Source organism: Couchioplanes caeruleus (genome assembly GCF_023499255.1).
Classification (GTDB): Bacteria; Actinomycetota; Actinomycetes; order Mycobacteriales; family Micromonosporaceae; genus Actinoplanes; species Actinoplanes caeruleus_A.
In genome coordinates this window covers 7,349,561-7,369,367 of the sequence record NZ_CP092183.1, presented here as the reverse complement: position 1 = coordinate 7,369,367, position 19,807 = coordinate 7,349,561, and the positions used below count along the sequence as shown (strand labels likewise).

The 19,807-nt window shown below is 72.5% G+C and carries 18 protein-coding genes and 1 pseudogene; 13 read left to right on the top strand and 6 right to left on the bottom strand.

Annotation, left to right across the window (positions count from 1 at the left end):
• Window positions 1–71: 71 nt before the first annotated feature.
• The 3 genes from COUCH_RS33975 to COUCH_RS33965 all read left to right on the top strand — a co-directional run bounded on the left by COUCH_RS33975 (window position 72) and on the right by COUCH_RS33965 (window position 4,782).
• Window positions 72–1,217 (top strand): hypothetical protein, encoded by a 1,146-nt coding sequence (locus tag COUCH_RS33975; protein WP_249609249.1) that lies wholly within the window; start codon window positions 72–74, stop codon window positions 1,215–1,217.
• 128 nt (window positions 1,218–1,345) lie between these two features.
• On the top strand, window positions 1,346–3,835 hold the full coding sequence (locus tag COUCH_RS33970) for a bifunctional FO biosynthesis protein CofGH (RefSeq protein ID WP_249613896.1): 2,490 nt from the start codon (window positions 1,346–1,348) through the stop codon (window positions 3,833–3,835).
• Window positions 3,836–4,524: 689 nt separating this feature from the next.
• Window positions 4,525–4,782, top strand: coding sequence for a WhiB family transcriptional regulator (locus COUCH_RS33965; protein ID WP_014688021.1), 258 nt, complete (start codon window positions 4,525–4,527; stop codon window positions 4,780–4,782).
• Between the two features lie 112 nt (window positions 4,783–4,894).
• On the opposite strand, the gene COUCH_RS33960 is transcribed toward COUCH_RS33965, so the two are convergent.
• Window positions 4,895–5,380: a metallopeptidase family protein gene (locus COUCH_RS33960; RefSeq protein WP_372443852.1), complete on the bottom strand. Its 486-nt coding sequence runs from the start codon at window positions 5,378–5,380 to the stop codon at window positions 4,895–4,897.
• 187 nt (window positions 5,381–5,567) lie between these two features.
• Here COUCH_RS33960 and COUCH_RS33955 point away from each other — a divergent pair, with 187 nt between their 5' ends.
• Window positions 5,568–5,933 carry a DUF3499 domain-containing protein gene (locus tag COUCH_RS33955; protein WP_199515652.1) on the top strand — a complete coding sequence of 122 codons (366 nt, stop codon included), beginning with the start codon at window positions 5,568–5,570 and terminating at the stop codon, window positions 5,931–5,933.
• Window positions 5,934–6,121: 188 nt separating this feature from the next.
• Here COUCH_RS33955 and COUCH_RS33950 read toward each other — a convergent pair whose 3' ends face one another.
• Together COUCH_RS33950 and COUCH_RS33945 are read right to left on the bottom strand one after the other, a co-directional pair.
• Entirely contained in the window at window positions 6,122–7,018 is an 897-nt protein-coding gene (locus COUCH_RS33950) for a polysaccharide deacetylase family protein (protein WP_249609248.1), read from the bottom strand.
• 145 nt (window positions 7,019–7,163) lie between these two features.
• Window positions 7,164–7,706: a DUF3455 domain-containing protein gene (locus tag COUCH_RS33945; RefSeq protein ID WP_249609247.1), complete on the bottom strand. Its 543-nt coding sequence runs from the start codon at window positions 7,704–7,706 to the stop codon at window positions 7,164–7,166.
• Window positions 7,707–7,791: 85 nt separating this feature from the next.
• On the opposite strand from COUCH_RS33945, the gene COUCH_RS33940 reads away from it, so the two are divergent.
• Window positions 7,792–8,346, top strand: a complete 555-nt coding sequence (locus tag COUCH_RS33940; protein WP_249609246.1) for a GNAT family N-acetyltransferase — start codon at window positions 7,792–7,794, stop codon at window positions 8,344–8,346.
• Between the two features lie 4 nt (window positions 8,347–8,350).
• The gene (locus COUCH_RS33935; RefSeq protein ID WP_249609245.1) at window positions 8,351–9,040 is read left to right on the top strand and encodes a class I SAM-dependent methyltransferase; all 690 of its coding nucleotides are present in this window, start codon (window positions 8,351–8,353) and stop codon (window positions 9,038–9,040) included.
• Window positions 9,041–9,064: 24 nt separating this feature from the next.
• Here COUCH_RS33935 and COUCH_RS33930 read toward each other — a convergent pair whose 3' ends face one another.
• Genes COUCH_RS33930 through COUCH_RS33920 form a run of 3 tightly spaced genes read right to left on the bottom strand, consistent with a single transcriptional unit; the run spans window position 9,065 to window position 12,282 of the window.
• Window positions 9,065–9,439 carry a DUF779 domain-containing protein gene (locus COUCH_RS33930; protein WP_199515656.1) on the bottom strand — a complete coding sequence of 125 codons (375 nt, stop codon included), beginning with the start codon at window positions 9,437–9,439 and terminating at the stop codon, window positions 9,065–9,067.
• Window positions 9,439–10,962: an aldehyde dehydrogenase gene (gene adh, locus COUCH_RS33925; RefSeq protein WP_249609244.1), complete on the bottom strand. Its 1,524-nt coding sequence runs from the start codon at window positions 10,960–10,962 to the stop codon at window positions 9,439–9,441. The genes COUCH_RS33930 and adh overlap by 1 nt, the downstream gene beginning before the upstream one ends.
• A 36-nt stretch (window positions 10,963–10,998) precedes the next feature.
• Window positions 10,999–12,282, bottom strand: coding sequence for a GAF domain-containing protein (locus COUCH_RS33920; RefSeq protein WP_249609243.1), 1,284 nt, complete (start codon window positions 12,280–12,282; stop codon window positions 10,999–11,001).
• Between the two features lie 190 nt (window positions 12,283–12,472).
• Here COUCH_RS33920 and COUCH_RS33915 point away from each other — a divergent pair, with 190 nt between their 5' ends.
• The 7 genes and pseudogenes from COUCH_RS33915 to COUCH_RS33885 form a co-directional block, all read left to right on the top strand.
• Complete coding sequence (locus tag COUCH_RS33915; RefSeq protein ID WP_249613895.1) at window positions 12,473–13,081, top strand: endonuclease V; 609 nt, start codon at window positions 12,473–12,475, stop codon at window positions 13,079–13,081.
• Window positions 13,082–13,159: 78 nt separating this feature from the next.
• Window positions 13,160–14,539: a phosphomannomutase/phosphoglucomutase gene (locus tag COUCH_RS33910; protein ID WP_249609242.1), complete on the top strand. Its 1,380-nt coding sequence runs from the start codon at window positions 13,160–13,162 to the stop codon at window positions 14,537–14,539.
• A 42-nt stretch (window positions 14,540–14,581) separates the two neighbouring features.
• The gene (locus COUCH_RS33905) at window positions 14,582–14,776 is read left to right on the top strand and encodes a Trm112 family protein (protein WP_199515661.1); all 195 of its coding nucleotides are present in this window, start codon (window positions 14,582–14,584) and stop codon (window positions 14,774–14,776) included.
• Between the two features lie 202 nt (window positions 14,777–14,978).
• Window positions 14,979–16,202: an SIS domain-containing protein gene (locus tag COUCH_RS33900; RefSeq protein ID WP_249609241.1), complete on the top strand. Its 1,224-nt coding sequence runs from the start codon at window positions 14,979–14,981 to the stop codon at window positions 16,200–16,202.
• Entirely contained in the window at window positions 16,199–17,158 is a 960-nt protein-coding gene (locus tag COUCH_RS33895; protein WP_249609240.1) for a cation diffusion facilitator family transporter, read from the top strand. The genes COUCH_RS33900 and COUCH_RS33895 overlap by 4 nt, the downstream gene beginning before the upstream one ends.
• 225 nt (window positions 17,159–17,383) lie before the next feature.
• Window positions 17,384–18,547: a mannose-6-phosphate isomerase, class I gene (gene manA, locus COUCH_RS33890; RefSeq protein ID WP_249609239.1), complete on the top strand. Its 1,164-nt coding sequence runs from the start codon at window positions 17,384–17,386 to the stop codon at window positions 18,545–18,547.
• A 672-nt stretch (window positions 18,548–19,219) separates the two neighbouring features.
• Window positions 19,220–19,600: pseudogene (locus tag COUCH_RS33885) on the top strand (adenosylhomocysteinase); the annotation flags it as partial.
• Window positions 19,601–19,807 lie beyond the last annotated feature (207 nt).

Below are 19,807 nucleotides of genomic sequence, written 5' to 3'. Positions count from 1 at the left end.
GATGCGCCTATCGGACTAGAGTGAGCCGACCTTTCCACCCGTTTTCCCCCGTCGCCGATCAGGAGAGCGCTGTGACCAGCACACCGCCGCCGCAGCCCCAGCCCGGCCACCCGGTCGCCCCGGTGATCCGGCCGCTGCGTGACCTCGCCGCGTACGCCCTCGTCGCCGCCCCCGCCGTCTGGCTCTTCGTGGCGATCGTCCGGCTGGTCCCGTCCGAGGTGGGGCAGGACTTCCTCACCCGGGTGCAGAACAGCTTCTACGGGTACGTGAACCTCGAGACGATCGCGATGCCGCTCGCGGCGGTGCTGCTCGCCACGATGGTCGAGCCCCGGCACCGGCACGCGCGGCTGATCACGGTCGTGGCGCTCGTCGAGTACGCGGTCGCCGGCTTCTTCGCGGTCGTCTTCGGCTTCCTCATCGCGGTGGTCAAGCTCGCCGGTTTCAGCGTACGGGTGGCCTTCGAGGAGTTCCTGGTCCGCACGGCGTGGCTCGCGGTCTTCGCGATCGCGGCGTACGCGGTCTTCGCGATCTGGCGGGCTCTCTTCACCACGCCCAAGCCGCAACCCCAGCCGGGCATGTACGGCCAGCCGCAGCAGCCGTGGGGCCAGCAGCCGCAGTGGGGCCAGCCGGGCTTCCCGCCGCCCGCCCCGGGTTACGCCCAGCCGGGCCACCCCGCCCAGCCCGGCCACCCCGCCCAGCCCGGCCAGGCGGGCCACCCTGCCCAGCCGGGCCAGGCGGGCCACCCCGGCCAGCCGCAGCCGGGCCAGCCGCATCCCGGCCAGCCCGGTCAGCCGCAGGGGTGGGGACAGCCACCGGTCTGGGGCACGCCGCCCCCGCCCGCTTCGGCTCCGCCGGCTTTCGCCCCGCCCGCGTCCGCCCCGCCGGCTTTCGCCCCGCCCGCGTCCGCCCCGCCGGCTTTCGCCCCGCCCGCGTCCGCCCCGCCGGCTTTCGCCCCGCCCGCGTCCGCCCCGCCGGCTTTCGCCCCGCCCGCGTTCGCCCCGCCGGTGTCCGCTCAGCCGGCTTCCGGCGGCGCCCCCGCCACTCCGCCCGGCCCGTTCGCCCCGGCGCCCGGTAACCCGCACGCGGTCGCGCACCCGGGCAGCCCCACCCCGGCCGGCGCACCGCAGCCCGGCGCCTTCTCGGAGCCGACACAGGTGTTCCCGGCCCGCGAGGACGACGACCGCACCCGCAACCTCGGCGAAGAACCACCCCGGTAGCCCCGGCGCGGCTCGCCTGTCCCCGTGCTCCGCGCGAGACGGGCGAGGGTGTCCCAGACCACTGCCGTCCGGGGCCGCCACGGGGGCGGCGGGGCCTGGTTCCGGCCTAGGCTGCACGGGTGGCAGCCGTGGACACACCGCCGACCGAAGCCAGCATCCGTCGCGCCCTCAAGCGGGCCGCCGAGGGCCGGGCGATCGACGCCGACGAGGCGGCCGCCCTGCTCGCCGCCGAGGGACCGCTGCTCGACGACCTGCTCGCGACCGCCGGGGCGATCCGGGACGCCGGCCTGCGGGAGGCCGGCCGGCCGGGCGTGGTCACGTACTCGAAGAAGGTCTTCATCCCGCTCACCCGGCTGTGCCGGGACCGGTGCCACTACTGCACGTTCGCCACGGTCCCGCACCGGCTGCCCGCCGCGTTCCTCGAGCGCGACGAGGTGCTGGCGATCGCCCGGGAAGGCGCGGCGCAGGGCTGCAAGGAGGCGCTGTTCACGCTCGGCGACCGGCCGGAGGAGCGCTGGCCGGCGGCCCGCCAATGGCTTGACGAGCGCGGGTACGACTCGACCCTCGACTACGTGCGCGCCTGCGCGATCGCGGTGCTGGAGGAGACCGGCCTGCTGCCGCATCTGAACCCCGGCGTGCTCAGCTGGGCGGAGCTGCAGCGGCTCAAGCCGGTCGCGCCCAGCATGGGCATGATGCTGGAGACCACCGCGACGCGGCTCTGGTCGGAACCGGGCGGCCCGCACTACGGCTCCCCGGACAAGGAGCCCGCCGTGCGCCTGCGCGTCCTCGACGACGCCGGTCGCGTGGGCGTGCCCTTCACCACCGGCATCCTCATCGGCATCGGCGAGACCCGCGCGGAGCGCGCCGACGCCATCTTCGCGATGCGCCGCACCGCCCGCGAGTACGGGCACGTCCAGGAAGTCATCATCCAGAACTTCCGCGCCAAGCCCGACACGGCGATGCGCGGCATGCCCGACGCGGAGCTGCGCGAGCTGGCGGCGACGGTCGCCGTGGCCCGGGTGATCCTGGGCCCCCGGGCGCGCCTGCAGGCACCGCCCAACCTCATCGCGGGCGAATACGACCTCCTGCTGCGCGCCGGCATTGACGACTGGGGCGGCGTCTCGCCGGTCACCCCGGACCACGTGAACCCGGAACGCCCCTGGCCGCAGATCGACTCGCTGCGCGAGATGTCCGCGAGGTCGGGCTTCGAGCTGCGCGAACGCCTCACGATCTACCCCGAGTACGTCCGCCGCGGCGAGGGCTGGCTCGACCCCCGCCTGGCCGCGCACGTGGCGGCGCTGGCGGACCCCTCCGGCCTGGCCCGCGAGGACGCGATGCCGGCGGGCCTGCCGTGGCAGGAGCCGGACGACGCGTACGCGGGCGGCCGCACCGACCTCTTCGCGACCATCGACACGGAGGGCCGCACGGGCGACCGCCGCGGCGACTTCGACTCCGTGTACGGCGACTGGGACGAGGTCGCAGCGCACATCACCACGGGTTCCACCCGGCGCGTCGAGACCGACGTCCTGGCCGGGCTCCGCCTCGCCGCCGAGGATCCGGCCAGGCTGCTCCTGCCCGAGCACGAGGACAAGGCGATGGCCCTGTTCCAGGCCGACGGCTCGGCGCTCGACGAGCTCGCCCGCATCGCCGACGACCTGCGCAAGGATGTCAACGGCGACGACGTCACGTACGTGGTCAACCGCAACATCAACTTCTCCAACGTCTGCTACGTCGGGTGCCGCTTCTGCGCCTTCGCCCAGCGGGAACGGGACGCGGACGCGTACCGGCTCTCCGTCGAGCAGGTAGCCGCCCGCGCGGAGGAGGCGTGGCGCGACGGTGCCACCGAGGTGTGCATGCAGGGCGGCATCGACCCCAAGATGCCGGTCACCGCGTACGCCGACCTCGTGCGGGCGGTGAAGGACCGCGTACCGGGGATGCACGTCCACGCCTTCTCGCCCATGGAGATCGTCACGGGCGCGGCCAAGGCGGGCGTGTCCGTCCGCGAATGGCTCGAGGACCTCCGCGACGCCGGGCTCGGCACCATCCCCGGCACCGCCGCCGAGATCCTCGACGACGACGTACGGTGGGTCCTCACCAAGGGCAAACTCCCGGCGTCCACCTGGATCGACGTGGTCACCACGGCGCACCAGGTCGGCATCCGCTCCAGCTCCACGATGATGTACGGCCACGTCGACCACCCCCGCCAATGGCTCGGGCACTTCCGCGTCCTCGCCGGCATCCAGGACGTGACCGGCGGCTTCACGGAATTCGTCGCGCTGCCGTTCATCCACACCAACGCGCCCATCTACCTGGCCGGCATCGCCCGCCCGGGCCCCACCTGGCGGGAGAACCGGGTCGTCCACGCGATGGCCCGCGTCCTGCTGCACGGCCGGATCGGCAACATCCAGTGCTCGTGGGTGAAACTGGGCGACGAGGGCACGATCGCGATGCTCAACGGCGGCTGCAACGACCTGGGCGGCACGCTGATGGAGGAGACGATCTCGCGGATGGCCGGCTCGGAACACGGGTCGGCCCGCACGGTGGCCCAGCTGAAGGAACTGGCCGCGGCGGCGGGCCGCCCGGCAGCCGAACGCACCACCGTCTACGGCCGCCGATAGCCGACCGAGCCGCCGGCAGCCGGTGACCGGTCGGCGTCGCCCATCGGTCGCCGTCTCGCCCCTCGGCGGGGCGCGTCACTCTGCACTTCGCAGATCCGCGCGCCGCGGCTGGCTCGGTGTCCGGGCGGGTGGCTCGGCCCGGGCGGCTGGTTCGGCATCCGGGCGGGCGGCTCGGCCCGGGCGGCTGGTTCGGCGTCCGGGCGGGGGCTCGGCGCCCGGGCTGTCCGTCCGGTAACCGCGTCGCAGTCTGGGCTTGTCGTCTCGGCGTGTCGTCCCGCTTGGCCGGTGCCTGCCGCCTTCGCCAGGGGCCCGCAGCCGTCCTCCGCTTGTCCCCTGGATGAGACGGTGGGCGCGGTCACGTCCCCCTGCCGATACCCTGAGCGTCGCCGACCCGCCTGGTCATGAGGTTACAAATTGGGGTAATTTGGACCCGACGCGCCGACTGTGCGTTACCTGGCGGCAGCTCTGAGAGATAGGGCAGGAACGGGACCGCGAGGCGATGACGGCGCTTCGAGGAAACGGGCCTATTTATCAGGTTCGGCTTGACGACGCACGTCTTACACGCGTGTAATTTCGGTGGGGTTGCGGGAAACGGGCGTCGCGAAGCGCGTATTTCCCGCAAGAAACACGCCGCGTGCGTGGGGGGTCAGCGTCGGCATCGCTGCCGGCGCCAAGAAGGAGGCACGCCGATGGAAGCGCAGGTAGAAGGGGTAGACCTGCTCGGGGACGCGCCCGAGTGGCAGGAGCGGGCGCTCTGCTCGCAGACCGATCCGGAGGCTTTCTTCCCGGAGAAGGGCGGTTCCACCCGCGAGGCGAAACGCATCTGTGGCCGGTGCGAGGTGAAGGCCGAGTGCCTCGAGTACGCCCTCGGACACGACGAGCGCTTCGGTATCTGGGGTGGCCTTTCTGAGCGGGAACGCCGCAAGCTCAAGCGCCGCGTGGCCTGACCCGCTCGCGCGGACGCTGGGGGGCGTCCGAGCGACAGGGGAAAGGCCGGACGCCGGGGGGTGTCCAGCACGGGGAAGCGCAGACGGGTGAGGCCGGACGCCGGGGGGCGTCCTACGAGAGCTCGTCGGGGTCGACACCGAGCAGGTTGGCGACCTGTTCGATGATCACGTCGTGGACGAGGTCGGCGAGGTCCTCGCGGTCCATCGCCCGGAATTCCAGCGGCCGGCGGTAGAGCACGATCCGCGGCGGGAGCTCCTGGCGTCCGGGCCGGCCCGGGAGGAGCCGGGCGAGCGGCACCTCGCCGTCCTCGAGCACGTCCGAGTCGTAGACGTTCAGGTCCGGCGGCACGTCCTCGACCGCGAACTCCACGCCGGCCAGTTCCTTCGCGTACCGCCGCTCGAGGGTTTCGACGGTGTCGAGGACGAGGTCGTCGAAGATCTCGGCCTTCGTGCGGGCGAGCGGCACGGTGGCGGGGACGAGGCGGCCGCGCAGCCCGCGCCCGTGCCGATCGCGGCGGGCGGGACGGCCCGGTCCGGCGGTGCGCGGGGACCGGCCCGGTTCTGAGCCGGTCCGGCGGCGGTCGGGGCTGGTGGTCACGTCGCCAGCCTAGCCCGCAAACGGCGTCCGCCGTGGTCAGGCTGTGTCGGCCGCGTTTCGTCACGAGGAATTCGCCCCATTGAGGCGGCGTGTCGGAGCGCCATGTCGAAATCGTGATGCATTGTGGGTCGGCGTGTCGCGGGTCCATCGTCGCCCGCGCGTGCGTGCTTAGAGATAACGTGCCGCCGTGAGGTCCCCACGGCGCTGCTCCCGCAACGGCTGTCCCCGACAGGCGGTCGCCACCCTGACCTACGTCTACAGCGACTCCACGGCCGTGGTCGGCCCGCTGGCCGCCTTCGCCGAGCCGCACACGTACGACCTCTGCGAACCGCATGCCCGCAGCCTCACCGCCCCGCGTGGCTGGGAGCTGGTGCGCCACGACGGCGACTTCGCGCCCCCGCCGCCCACGACGGACGACCTGGTGGCCCTCGCCGACGCCGTGCGCGAGGCGGCCCGTCCGGCCCCGCCGCCGCGCCCCGAGGAGCACGACACGCTCCCGGGCCATCAGACCGGCCGCCGCGGCCACCTCCGCGTCATCCCGCCGTCCCACTGAGGCCCGCCCCGCGGAAACACGAGCTACCCGCGGCACATGAGCGGACCCGCGGAAACACGCTGCCGCGAGGAACCGCCGCGCTGAACAGGCGCTGCGGAAAAGCGCCGGACGGAATCAGGTGACGCCGAGGAGCGCGGGCGAACAAAGCGCTGCCGAAGACGGCCGCGGGGAAAGCGGGCCCGCCACGGTCACGGCAGGGCGATGAGCTTGTACCGCCGCTGCAGCCACGGAATCAGCGTCTCGTACGCGGCGATGGTGTCCGGCTGGGCGTAGTCGTGGGACAGCACGATCGCGCCGCGGCTGACGTGCTTCTTGACCGACCTGATGACCTTGGCCCGGTGGGCGCCGTCGGACTCGCCGGCCGGGTGGTCCCAGTCGCGCGGGTCGACCTGCCAGTAGATGGAGGTCATGCCGAGGTCGGTGGCGGCGGCGACGAAGGCGGGCGTGAAGTTGCCGCCCGGCGCGCGCATGTACTTGATCTCGGCCCCGGGTACGGCGGCCCGGATCGCGTCGTTGGTGCGCTGCAGGTCGGCGCGGATGGCGGCGGGCTTGCGCTTGCCCAGCGTCAGGCTGTGCCGCCAGGTGTGGTTGCAGAGGGTGTGGCCTTCGGCGGCGATCCGGCGTACCAGGGCCGGGTGGGCGGCGACGTTCTGGCCGACCAGGCAGAACGTGGCCTTCACGTGCCGCTTCTTCAGCAGGTCGAGCAGCTTCGGCGTCTGCGCCGGGTCCGGCCCGTCGTCGAAGGTGAGCGCGACGCCCTTCTGCCCGGTCTTCATGAGACTGTCCGCCGGCCCGCCGTGGTGCGCCCGGTGCGCGGGCCGGGAAGCCGGGGTGGAGTGCGACGGCGACGGCGACGACGAGGGCGACGACGAGGGTGAGGACGACGGCGACGAGGTGTGCGCCGGCGCGTGCGTCGCGCGACGGGTCGACGACGGCGAGGGCGACGCAGAGTGGCTGGAGGACGCGGACGGGGAGGCGGCGACCCAGGCGGGCGAGTGCTCGGCGGCCATCGCGGTGCCGCAGCCGGCCAGGCCGGCCACGCCCGCCAGTGCCAGGCCGATCACGAAAACCTTGGGGGTACGCATCGCAGCAAGCTCCGTCCGATGTCTGACGAGTACTGAGGACGGATGCACTATGGCCGGGCGCGCGACCGGTGTCGACCGTCCCGGCACGGGCCTGGCATCAATGGGGGAGAAGGGCGGCGCCCCGTTCGCCGCCCCCGGATGACGGTCAGCCCCAGAAAACGTACACGGCGCTGTACGGCACGGCCGCGGTCTCGCCGTCGGTGCAGGTCCCGGCCGGCGCGACACCGCCCGAGGTGTACAGCCGCTGGATGTAGGCGGCCTTCGACAGGATCCCCGTGCCGGTGTGGCTGTTCACCTCCAGCAGGAGCTCGGGAATGGTCCCCGTACGCGGAAGGTCGGCGACCTTGGTGGCGGTGACGAGCGAACCGTCCCGCTCGGACTGCCAGCTCGGTCCCTTGAAGTGGTGGATCCGGCCGCGCAGGCCGGCCAGCTGGGCCTCGGGCACCGACGCGCCGGCGAACGAGCCGTTGGCGCAGGTGTACGTCTGGGTGCCGGTCACCACGCGGTAGCTGCCGAGCTTGTGCAGCCCGGCCGGCGGGTCGATCTTCGAGGGCGTGGTGCTGGCGCTCGGCCGCGGGACGGGCCGGGTCTGCTCGGCGGCGGAGGCGTTGAGGGTGACGGTGGTGACCGCGCCGGCGACGGCCACGGCTGTGCCGGCGAGGATCGCGGTTCGCATCGGGGAACGCATGACGGTGCTCCTTGGACTGGGATCGACTCGGGTGTCGGCGAGGGCTACGGAGGATCACGCGTGCGCAGTTCATCGATTGCCCCTAATGGCCCATGCGGTTGACCCGTTCGGACAAGCTGAATGGATGGACATCAAAATGCGGCCGGCCGAGGAAGGCGATTTGCCCCTGTTCCGGCGGATGGCCGTCGATCGTGATCTGGTGGGCAACGATTGGCACGGATTCAGCAACGCCCGAGCCCCCGAGCGCCGGTTCGCCGAGGACGGCTATCTCGGTGCGGACGGCGGCCGCCTCATGATCGACGTCGACGGGGAGACGGCGGGACTGCTGTCGTGGGGCGCGAAACAATTCGGCCCGAACAGCCGGCATTGGGAGATCGGCATTCTGCTGCTGCCGGAATTCCGCGGCCGCGGGATCGGCTGGCGGGCCCAGGCGATGATGTGCGACTACCTGTTCGAGCACACGCCGGTGCAGCGGATCCAGGCCGGCACCCAGCCGGAGAACATCGCCGAGCAGAAGTCGTTGGTGAAGGCCGGGTTCCAGCTGGAGGGCGTGATCCGCGCGGCGGAGTTCCGGGCCGGACAGTGGCGCGACGGCCTGCTGTTCAGCCGGCTGCGGACAGATCCGGCCGTGGCATGGTGAGCGGGTGACCGGAGTCGACTGGACCGAGCCCGCGTGGCGGGCAGTCCTCGAGCGGAGCGGGACCGGAACCGGCGCGCGGGTCCTCGACGTGGGCTGCGGCTGCGGCGGGTTCCTGGCGTACTGCGCGGGGCGGGGAATGGTCGCATCGGGCATCGACCCGGACGGCGACCTGGTCGCGGTCGCGTGCGGGGAAGGGCTCGACGTCCGGACGGGTGAGGCCGAGAAGGTGCCGTGGGACGACGCCACGTTCGACCTCACGACCGCGTTCAACGCGCTGCAGTTCGCGGAGGACACCGACGAGGCACTCGCCGAGATGGTCCGGGTGACGCGGCCGGGCGGCCACGTCGCCGTCGCGAACTGGGCCGAGCGGGCGCTCAACGACGTCGACGCGATCGAACGGGCGCTCGCCGACGGGCCGCCGGGACCCGAGGGTGACCTGCGGCTGCCGGGCGGGCTGCGCGGGTTGCTGGAGGACGGCGGTCTGACCGCGGTCCACGAAGGGCTCGTCGACGTGCCGTGGGAGTTCGCGGACGACGATTCGCTCGTGAGCTGGATCGTGGGTGACGGGGCGCCGGAGGTGGCCGTGAAGGTGCTCGCTGCCGTGCGCCCGTACCGTCAGAATGCGGAGGGTTACCGATTGATCAACCGCTTCCGGTACGCGGTCGGCCGGCGCAGCCCGGCCGTGGGGCGGTGACCACCCCACGGCCGGTTCCCGGGCTCACGACGACAGAGCCGCCAACTCCTCCGGCGTGAGCACGCGGCTTCTGATCAGGAAGCGCACCCCCTCCGGTGCCTCCAGGCTGAAGCCGCTGCCGCGGCCCGGGACGACATCCACCGTCAGGTGGGTGTGCTTCCAGGCCTCGAACTGCGACGTGCTCATCCAGAACGACACCGGCTCGTCGACGCCGTCGATGTGCAGCTGCTCCAGCAGGACGTCGCTGGACCCGGTACGGAACTCGCCGTCCGGGTAGCACATCGGCGCGCTGCCGTCGCAGCAGCCGCCGGACTGGTGGAACATCAACGGACCGTGCTGTCCCCGCAGCGACCGGATGAGCTCGGCCGCCGCGGGGGTCACGTCCACCCGGGCACCCATCAGAAGAAGCCCAGCGCCTTGGGGGAGTAGCTGACCAGCAGGTTCTTCGTCTGCTGGTAGTGGTCCAGCATCATCTTGTGGTTCTCGCGGCCGATGCCGGACTGCTTGTACCCGCCGAACGCCGCGTGCGCCGGGTACTGGTGGTAACAGTTCGTCCACACCCGACCGGCCTTGATCGCCCGCCCGGAACGGTACGCGAGGGTCGCGTCGCGGGTCCACACGCCGGCGCCGAGGCCGTACAGCGTGTCGTTGGCGATCTTGATGGCGTCGGCGTAGTCGCTGAACGAGGTCACCGACACCACCGGCCCGAAGATCTCCTCCTGGAAGATCCGCATCGAGTTCGAACCCTCGAAGATCGTCGGCTGCACGTAGTAGCCACCGGCCAGATCCCCGCCGAGGTCTGCCCGGGCGCCACCGGTGAGCACCTTCGCGCCCTCCTGACGTCCGATGTCCAGGTAGGACAGGATCTTCTCGAGCTGGTCGTTCGACGCCTGGGCGCCGACCTGGGTGTCGGTGTCCAGCGGGTTGCCCTGCTTCAGGTTCTCGACGCGCTTGACGCCGGCGGCCAGGAAGTCCGCGTAGTGGCCCTGCTGGATCAGCGCCCGGGACGGGCAGGTGCAGACCTCGCCCTGGTTGAGCGCGAACATCGCGAAGCCCTCGAGCGCCTTGTCGAAGAAGTCGTCGTCGGCGCTGCTGACGTCGTCGAAGAAGATGTTGGGGCTCTTGCCGCCGAGCTCCAGCGTGACCGGGATGATGTTCTCCGAGGCGTACTGCATGATCAGGCGCCCGGTGGTGGTCTCGCCGGTGAACGCGACCTTGGCGACCCGGTTCGACGACGCGAGCGGCTTGCCCGCCTCCACGCCGAAGCCGTTGACGATGTTCAACACACCCGGCGGCAGCAGGTCCTGGACCAGCGACATCCAGTAGTGGATCGAGGCCGGGGTCTGCTCGGCCGGCTTGAGCACCACGGCGTTGCCGGCGGCCAGCGCGGGCGCGAGCTTCCAGACCGCCATCAGGATCGGGAAGTTCCACGGGATGATCTGCGCCACCACGCCGAGCGGCTCGTGGAAGTGGTACGCGACGGTGTCCTCGTCGATCTCGCCGAGGGTGCCCTCCTGGGCCCGCAGCGCACCGGCGAAGTAGCGGAAGTGGTCGATCGCCAGCGGCAGGTCGGCGGCGAGGGTCTCGCGGACCGCCTTGCCGTTCTCCCAGGCCTCGGCGACCGCGAGCTTCTCGAGGTTCGCCTCCATCCGGTCGGCGATCTTGTTGAGGATGTTCGCGCGTTCGGCGGCCGGGGTACGGCCCCACGCGTCCGCAGCGCCGTGTGCCGCGTCGAGCGCCCGCTCGACGTCCTCGGCGGTACCGCGCGCTACCTCGCAGAAGGTCTGTCCCGTGACAGGCGACGGGTTCGAAAAGTACTGGCCCTTGGCGGGTGGCACGTACTCGCCGCCGATCCAGTGGTCGTACCGGGACTCGTAGCTGACGATGGCGCCGTCGCTACCGGGAGGGGAGTAGACAGTCATGCGCACGACCTCCGTATCAAGGTGATGCGGCGCACGCTAATGTCGGCGACGTTGCACAGACGTTGCAAGGCCGTACTCGGCGGCGAGGTGGGCGATGCGCCTGGCTGCCAGCGTTCGGGCAGGCGAGCCGATCGGCAGGGCGGCCGCGTAGGCCTCCCACATCTCCAGGTCGTCCGCGCCCCACGGCGCGGTGACCCAGGTCTGGATCAGCCGCGGGTCGGCGCCGGTCAGGATCGCCGTCCGCAGCCGGCCGTCGATCAGCCGCCGCAGGCGGACCACCCCGGGCGCGTCCGAGGACGGCAGCAGCGGCCCGGCGTAGGCGGCGAGCGCCTCGGCGATCCGGCCGTGATCCAGCAGGCGGTTCACCGCCAGGAAGTCGGCCGCGATCTCGCCGCGCAGCCGATAGGGACGCGAGTCCAGCAGCTCGGGACCCAGGGTGCGGCGCAGCCGCGAGAGCTCGGCGCGGACGGTCACCGGATTGAGGTCGTCGGCGTAGAGATCAAAACCCAATTGATCACCGGTACGGCCCTCGGGGTGGACCAGAAGCAGGCAGAGGAGCTCGGAATGGCGGCGGCCGAGCCTGACCCGCTTCCCGCCGACCGCCAGCACGGCGTCTTCGCGCCCCAATACGGAGACCGTGGCGGTGCCGGGGCCCGGCTGCGGTCCCTGGCTGCCCAGATACGCCTCGGCGGCGAGCGCGGTGGCCCGGACCAGCGCGAGGCTGTGCGGGTTGGCGAGGTGATCGCCACCGGTCACGTCGATGGCGCCGAGCAGCCGGCCGGTCGCCGGGTCGTGGATCGGGGCGGCCGCGCACGTCCAGCGCTGGACGCCCCGGGTGAAGTGCTCGGTGGCGAAGATCTGCAGCGGGTGGTCGACGGCGAGGGCGGTACCGGGGGCGTTGGTGCCGGCGTGGGCCTCGTCCCAGCGGGCGCCCGGCACGAAGTTCATCGACTCCGCGCCGCGCAGCATCGAGGTGTGCCCCTCCACCCACAGCAGCCGGCCGTGCGCGTCGCACACCGCCATGATGTGCGCGCCGTCGTCGGCGAGCCCGCCGAGCAGGTCCCGGAAGATCGGCAGCACCCGGGACAGCGGGTGCCCGGCCCGGTACGCCTCCAGGTCGCCGTCGCTGAGGTCGATGGGGGCGGTGCTGTCCGGGCTGACCAGGGCCCCCGCGGAGCGCCGCCACGAGTCGGCCACCACGGACCGCACCTGGTCGACGGGTCGTTCCCCGGTCACGAACAGCTCGTGGGCGCGGCCGACCTGGCTGATCCGCTCGGCGGGATCGGTGCCGAGGTCGAGCGCGAGCCAGGGGTTGGACATACACGCACCTCCAGCCCCCATCGTGACCCGCATCACGTCCCGCGACAACTCTTGTACCGCTGGTCGCGGTGAACCACACGTTTCTCCGCCAACGGTCGCCGCATAGGCTCCCCGGGTGGACGATGCGGATGCCGGTTGGCCCCGGACCGAGGCCGAGGCGCTCGCCGTGCAGGACGCTCTCCGGTCGCGGATGCTGCCCGGGCCGGGCCCCGAGCATCCGAGGGCCGTGGCGGGGCTGGATGTCGCGTACCACGAGGACGGCGAGCGGCTGGCCGCGGCGGTGGTCGTGCTCGACGCCGGGGACCAGCGGGTGCTCGACACCGCCGTCGTGCGGGGGACGGCGGCTTTCCCGTACGTGCCGGGGCTGTTCGCCTTCCGCGAGATCCCGGCGCTGCTCGAGGCGGTGGGCCGGCTGTCGGTCACCCCGGACGTGCTGATCTGCGACGGGCACGGGCTGGCCCATCCGCGGCGCTTCGGGCTCGCCTGTCACCTCGGCGTGCTGACCGGGCTGCCCTCGTACGGGGTCGGCAAGACGCCGCTCGTCGGCACGTGGGAGCCGCCCGGTCAGGAGCGCGGGGCACGGTCGGCGCTCGTGGACGCCTGCGAGACCGTGGGCGCGGTGCTGCGTACCCGTACGGGGGTGAAGCCGGTCTTCGTCTCTGTCGGCCATCGGACCGACCTCGACAGCGCGTGCGCGTTGACACTGGGGCTGGCCTCCCGCTTCCGGTTGCCGGAAACCACCCGGCTCGCTGACCGCGCCTGCCGGGACGCCCTCGCCGTGACAGCACCGAGACGGTGACGCCGCTCGGTTGCGACCTTGCGGGCACCCGCGCTCCGTTAGTCTCGGCGGGACGGAAATCCGGCCGAGGAGTACGCGTTGACTGATCTGTCCCAGCTCGTGAAGGCCTACGACGTCCGAGGCGTCGTGCCCGACCAGCTCGACGAGACCGTGGCCCGCGCCCTGGGCACCGCCTTCGTCGAGATGCTGCGCGAGGCCGGCGACGGCGCGGAGAAGATCGTCATCGGGCACGACATGCGCGAGACCGGCCCGGCGCTGGCGGCCGCGTTCGCCAAGGGCGCCAACTCCGCGGGCGCCGCGGTCGTGCACATCGGGCTCGCCTCCACCGACGAGCTGTACTACGCCTCCGGCGCGCTCGCCCTGCCCGGCGCCATGTTCACCGCCAGCCACAACCCGGCGCAGTACAACGGCATCAAGCTGTGCCGGGCCGGCGCCCGCCCGGTCGGCCAGGACAGCGGGCTCGCGATCGTCCGGATGCGGGCCGAGGAGCTGCTGGACGACCTGGACGCGGTCGCCGAGATGCCGCCGCGGGTCGAGCACATCGGCCTGCTCCAGGGGTACGCCGAGCACCTGCGCGCGCTCGTCGACCTGAGCGGCATCCGGCCGCTGAAGGTGGTCGTGGACGCGGGCAACGGCATGGGCGGCTACACCGTTCCGGCCGTGCTGGGTGACCAGCTGCTCGCGCCGCTGCCGCTGGAGATCGTGCCGATGTACTTCGAGCTCGACGGCTCCTTCCCCAACCACGAGGCCAACCCGCTGGACCCGGCCAACCTGGTCGACCTGCAGGCGGCGGTCCGCGAGCACGGCGCCGACATCGGTCTCGCCTTCGACGGTGACGCCGACCGCTGCTTCGTCGTGGACGAGAACGGCGACCCGGTCTCACCCTCGGCGATCACCGCGCTGGTCGCCAAGCGGGAGCTCGCGAAGTACCCGGGCGCCACGGTCATCCACAACCTGATCACCTCGGCCGCCGTACCCGAGATCATCGAGGAGAGCGGCGGCCGGCCGGTGCGCAGCCGGGTCGGCCACTCGTTCATCAAGGCGGAGATGGCCCGGACCAACGCCATCTTCGGCGGCGAGCACTCGGCGCACTATTACTTCCGCGACTTCTGGTTCGCCGACACCGGCATGCTCGCCGCGATGCACGTCCTGGCCGCGCTCGGCGGGCAGGACGAGCCGCTGTCCCACTTCGCCGCCGAGTTCGAGCGCTACAGCGCCTCCGGCGAGATCAACTCGACCGTGCCGGACGCGGCGGCGAAGATCGCCGAGGTGCGCGCGGCGTACCCGGACGCCACCTTCGACGACCTGGACGGCATGACCGTCCACCTCGGCGACGGCTCCTGGTTCAACCTGCGCGCCTCCAACACCGAGCCGCTGCTGCGCCTCAACGTGGAGGCGCCCAAGCCGGACCGCATGGCCGCCCTGCGCGACGAGGTCCTCGCCATCGTGCGGGGCTAGGATCGCCTCGTCCGGCAGTCCCGTACCGCAAGGAGCGTTCCCGTGGCCCTCGACCCGCAGTTGCTGGACATCCTCGCGTGCCCGGACGTGCACCACGCGCCGCTCGACTACGACGCGGACGGCCAGACGCTGACCTGCACCGAGTGCGGCCGGATCTTCGAGGTCCGCGACGACATCCCGGTGCTGCTCCTCGACGAGGCCCGGCCCGGGCCGGGCGCCGCCGCCGACCCGGCCTGAGCACCCGGGGGCGGGCGCGGCGCTGCGGTCCGCCGTGCGCGGTGCGCCGGGGCGTACACGGTTAGGATCACCTGGTCCGAACGAAGTCGCGTACGTGAAGGAGCCGCTCGGTGGCGCTCGACCCGCAGTCCCCGGAGTTACCGGCCCGACCGGATCCGCGGCACGCGCCGCTCGGTTCCGTCGCCGCCGGGGAGGTGGCGTGATGGCGAGTCCCGACGAGGGCACGGCCGGCCTGACCGGCCGCCGGGTCGCCGACGAGTCCCTGCTCGAGGACGAGAAGGCGATGCTCGCCAACGACCCGGGCGGCATGTTGCGCGCCACCGCGTCCGCGGGCGCCCAGGTGCGCGAGTCCGCCGCGCTGGCGGCCGAGGCCAACCTCAGTCTGCTGGCCGACGAGGGTCGTCCCCGCGCGGTCGTCGTGGCGGGCATCGGCACCGCCGGCCTGACCGGCAACATCCTGGCCACGGTGGCCGGCCCGCGCTGCCCCGTTCCCGTGATCGGGCACCGCAGCGCCGGCGTGCCGGGCTGGGTGGGCGCGGCCGACGTGGTCATCGCCGTCTCCGCGAGCGGTCGCAGCCCGGAGGCGCTGGCCGCCGCCGACGCCGCCGCACGCCGGGGAGCCCGGCTGGTGGCGATCGGCAACCCCGATTCCGAGCTGCAGGCCATGGCCGAGCGGGCCCGCGCGCCGTTCATCCCGGTGCCGCGGCGTGCGCCCGCCCGGGCCAGCCTGTGGGGTCTCGCCGTGCCGGTCCTGCTGGCCGCGCGCAGCCTCGGGCTGGTGAAGGTCAACGAGGCCGACCTCGCCGAGACCGCCGCCCGCCTCGACGCCGACGCCGAGCGGTGCCGGCCGGGCGCGGAGTCCTTCGTCAACCCGGCGAAGTCGCTGGCGCTGGGCCTCGCGGGCTCCGTACCCATCGTCTGGGGTTCCTCGCCGCTGGCCACGGTCGCCGCCCGGCGGTTCGCCGACACGCTCGCGGCGAACGCGCGCTACCCGGTGATGGCCGGCGCCCTCGGTGAGGCCGGCCGCGGCCGGGTCGGGCTGCTCGACGGCCCGTTCGGCGGGCTCGCCGAGTCGTCGCGGGACATCTTCGCCGACCCGGACGAGCAGGAGCAGGCCACCACCCGGCTGCGCCTGGTCGTGCTGCGCGACGGGGGCCTGAACCCGGAGGAGGAGGCGGACGAGCCGGTCGCCGTCGAGGAGCGCCGGGCGGACGCCGTCCAGACCCTCGCCGAGCGCCGCGGCGTGCGCTGCGACGTGGTGACCGCCGAGGGTGGCTCCGCGCTGGAGCGGCTGGCGTCGCTCACCGCCGTACCGGACTTCGCATCGATCTACCTTGCCCTCGCGCACGGCCTCGACCCGATGGCCGTACCCGCGATCAACGAGATGAAGGAACTGTCGAACCCCATGCCCGAGGCACTGCAGTGAGCGCCGGCGGAGGAACCAAGGCGATCATCGCGGCCCTGGCCGCGAACCTCGGCATCGCCGCCACCAAGTTCGTCGCGTGGCTGCTGACCGGCTCGTCGTCGATGCTGGCCGAGTCGATCCACTCGGTCGCCGACTCCGGCAACCAGGCGCTGCTGCTGGTCGGCGGCAAGCGGGCGGCCCGCAAGGCCACCCCGCAGCACCCCTTCGGGTACGGGCGTGAGCGCTACATCTACGCGTTCATCGTGGCGATCGTGCTGTTCAGCGTCGGTGGCCTGTTCGCGCTGTACGAGGCCTGGCACAAGATCCAGCACCCTGAGGCGATCACCGAGTGGCAGTGGGTGCCCGTGGTCGTCCTGGTGATCGCGATCGGCCTCGAGGGCTTCTCCTTCCGTACCGCGATCAAGGAGTCGAACCACACCCGCGGCAACACCTCGTGGGTCAACTTCGTGCGCCGCGCGAAGGCCCCGGAGCTGCCGGTCGTGCTGCTCGAGGACGCCGGCGCCCTCATCGGTCTGGTGTTCGCGCTCTTCGGCGTGGTGCTCACGCTGATCACCGGCGACGGCGTCTGGGACGGCATCGGTACGGCGGCGATCGGCCTGCTGCTGGTCGCGATCGCCGCGATCCTCGCGCTGGAGACCAAGAGCCTGCTGCTGGGCGAGGGCGCCAACCCGGAGGAGGTGGCCAAGATCGAACAGGCCATCGCCGGCACCCGGGGCGTCGAGTGCATCATCCACATGAAGACGCTGCACCTCGGTCCCGAGGAGCTGCTCGTGGCGGCGAAGATCGCGGTCCCGCCGACCGAGCGCGCGGAGGACGTGGCCCGGCACATCAACGAGACCGAGGCCCGCATCCGCGAGGCGGTACCGATCGCCCGGGTCATCTACCTCGAGCCGGACATCTACAGCGCGGCGAAGGCGGCACCGGCCACTTCGGCGGACGCGGCCGTCACCCCCTGACAGCCGCGCGTCGCACGCCCCCGCCCACGCGACCGGAACGGCGCCGGCTCTTCCGTGGGGGCGGCGGTCAGCGGCCGGCTCTCCCGTCGGGAGCAGCGGTCAGCGGCCGGCCGGGTGTCCTTTTCGGGGCCCGGCCGGTTAGTTTTTCCGCGGGCGCAGTTCGCACTGACATCTCCTCGCCGGGCCCGGCCCGGGGGATCTGGACACTGAATTGGGGGCGGCCCGGTGGCTGCTGTTCTTCCGCTCACCGGCGTGATCCGGCCGTACGCCTGGGGTTCGCGCACCTCCCTCGCCGAGATGCAGGGCCGGCCGGCACCCACCGAGGGTCCCGAGGCGGAGCTGTGGCTCGGCGCCCATCCCGGCGACCCGTCCACGGTCACCGGCGCCGACGGCCCGGTCAGCCTCGCCGAGCTGATCGCCGCGAACCCGGAGGCGCAGCTCGGTGCGGAGGTCTCCCGGGAGTTCGGTGCCCGCCTGCCGTACCTGGTGAAGGTCCTCGCGGCGGAGGCACCGCTGTCGCTGCAGGCACACCCCGACGCCGAGTACGCGCGCCGGGCGTTCGCCGCGCAGGAGGCCGACCCGGACGCCCCGCGCCTCTACACGGACGCGTACCACAAGCCCGAGATGCTGGTCGCACTCACGCCGTTCGACGCGCTGTGCGGCTTCCGTGACCCGGCCGCCTCGGCTGCCGCGCTCGAGGACCTGAAGATCGAACGGCTGGGCCCGGCGGTGGAGGCCCTGCGCACCGGCGTGGACGGCATCGGCACGGCCGTACGGGCCCTGCTGAGCTGGCCCGCGGACGACCGCGCCACGCTCATCGAGGAGGCGGTCGCGGCGGGAACGGCCCCCCTGGTGAGCGCCTTGGCGGCCCACTATCCGGCCGACCCGGGCGTGCTGGTGGCGCTCCTGCTCAACCACGTACGCCTCCAGCCCGGCGAGGCCATCTGGATGCCGGCGGGCAACCTCCACGCCTACCTGAGCGGCACCGGCGTCGAGATCATGGCGGCGAGCGACAACGTGCTGCGCGGCGGCCTCACCCCCAAGCACGTCGACGTGGACGAACTGCTCCGGGTGCTGCGCTTCGAGGTCCTGGCCGACCCGATCCTGCCCGCGACGGAGCTCGCGCCGGGCGTCGTGACCTGGCGGGTCCCGGTACGCGAGTTCGCGCTGTACCGCCTCGACCTCACGCCGGCCGCCCCGCCGCTGCGCGTGCCGGGAGAGGGCCCCCGCATCGTCCTGGGCGCCGGCGGCGACGTGTACGTGGCCGAAGCGGTGGACGGCACGCCGGTGGAGGTGGCCGCGGGAAAGGCGGCGTACATCCCGGCGGAGACCGGGCCGGCGACGGTGGCGGGCGTGGGGCGGGTGTTCGTGGCGGCGGTCGCTTCCTGAAGCCGTCGGGGGCCGTGCTGGAACGCAACGCCGGCGAGCCCCGCTGCAGGTTCAGGATCTTGGTTGCCCAGGTGGGATGGTGGCTGACGGATCGGAGCGTGAGTGGCGGCGCCGGTTGTGAGCGGCAGGGCGGCGGACTGTGACCGGCTGAGCAGGTCGTGAGCGGCCGGGCGGCGGGTTATGAGCTGCGGGGCGACGGGTCTTGAGCGGCGAGGCGGGCTGTGAGCGGCTCAGCGGGCCGTGGTGGCTGGGCGGATCGTGAGCGCTGGGTTCGCGCTTCGTGGCTCTGCGCTTAGGACAAAAACGGAAATTTGAGGATTTGCTTGACACGGACGTGTGCGGAGTGTGAAGCTATCAACACGCAGCGTCAATGGTGATCGGGGGGTCCCACGGCGCGCGCGGTACCAAACCGGGGGGATGAACGGGGCGGCGGGTCTTTGACCCGTCGCCCCGTTCGCTGTCCGGGTGCGGAATGCGCCGGGCGCGGCCCCTGGTGCGGTTGTCGGCCGGTGCGTCGGGGCCGGGGTGTCGCCGTGAACCACAGCGCCACGGTGGTGCGGTTGTCTCCTTCTGTGCCCGTACTTTCGAAGTGGTTCTGATCTGGTCTTGATCGGTCTGCCGCCGCCCCGGCGCGTAACGTTGAGCCCTGCCGGATCCTCGTCTTTCAGGAGCATGATGACCAGCAAGCGCCCCAGGTCCGTGGCCGAGGGCGACTACAAGGTCGCCGATCTCTCGCTCGCCGCGTTCGGCCGCAAGGAGATCGAGCTCGCCGAGCACGAGATGCCCGGCTTGATGTCGCTGCGCGAGGAGTACGGTCCCGGTCGGCCGCTGCGCGGCGCGCGGATCGCCGGTTCGCTGCACATGACGATCCAGACCGCGGTGCTGATCGAGACGCTGACCGCGTTGGGCGCCCAGGTTCGCTGGGCCTCGTGCAACATCTTCTCGACGCAGGACCACGCCGCCGCCGCGATCGTCGTCGGGCGCGACGGCACGCCCGACGACCCGAAGGGCGTCCCGGTGTACGCGTGGAAGGGCGAGACCCACTACCGCTACTGATCCACTCCGGACGTGGAAAAGCGAACCGGTGGTTGCCGCCGCCGGTTCGCTTTCCTGTTTCGCGCTCCGCCCCCGCAGGCGACGCGCCGGTGCTCGACCTCCCGCCCGGCGGCCGGCACCAAGTTTCGTACCTCTCATCCCATTAGCACACGGTCACGGCCGATCTGCAAGTGCATAAAGTGTCGTGCAACTTGCACAGAGTCA

What these genes read in the sequence shown, in the direction of transcription:
- COUCH_RS33965 (WP_014688021.1), top strand. Translation starts at nt 4,525, where the DNA reads ATGGAAGCGCAGGTAGAAGGGGTAGACCTGCTCGGGGACGCGCCCGAG.
- COUCH_RS33950 (WP_249609248.1), bottom strand. Translation starts at nt 7,018, where the DNA reads ATGCGTACCCCCAAGGTTTTCGTGATCGGCCTGGCACTGGCGGGCGTG.
- COUCH_RS33945 (WP_249609247.1), bottom strand. Translation starts at nt 7,706, where the DNA reads ATGCGTTCCCCGATGCGAACCGCGATCCTCGCCGGCACAGCCGTGGCC.
- COUCH_RS33940 (WP_249609246.1), top strand. Translation starts at nt 7,792, where the DNA reads ATGGCCCATGCGGTTGACCCGTTCGGACAAGCTGAATGGATGGACATC.
- COUCH_RS33930 (WP_199515656.1), bottom strand. Translation starts at nt 9,439, where the DNA reads ATGGGTGCCCGGGTGGACGTGACCCCCGCGGCGGCCGAGCTCATCCGG.
- adh (WP_249609244.1), bottom strand. Translation starts at nt 10,962, where the DNA reads ATGACTGTCTACTCCCCTCCCGGTAGCGACGGCGCCATCGTCAGCTAC.
- COUCH_RS33920 (WP_249609243.1), bottom strand. Translation starts at nt 12,282, where the DNA reads ATGTCCAACCCCTGGCTCGCGCTCGACCTCGGCACCGATCCCGCCGAG.
- COUCH_RS33915 (WP_249613895.1), top strand. Translation starts at nt 12,473, where the DNA reads ATGCTGCCCGGGCCGGGCCCCGAGCATCCGAGGGCCGTGGCGGGGCTG.
- COUCH_RS33900 (WP_249609241.1), top strand. Translation starts at nt 14,979, where the DNA reads ATGGCGAGTCCCGACGAGGGCACGGCCGGCCTGACCGGCCGCCGGGTC.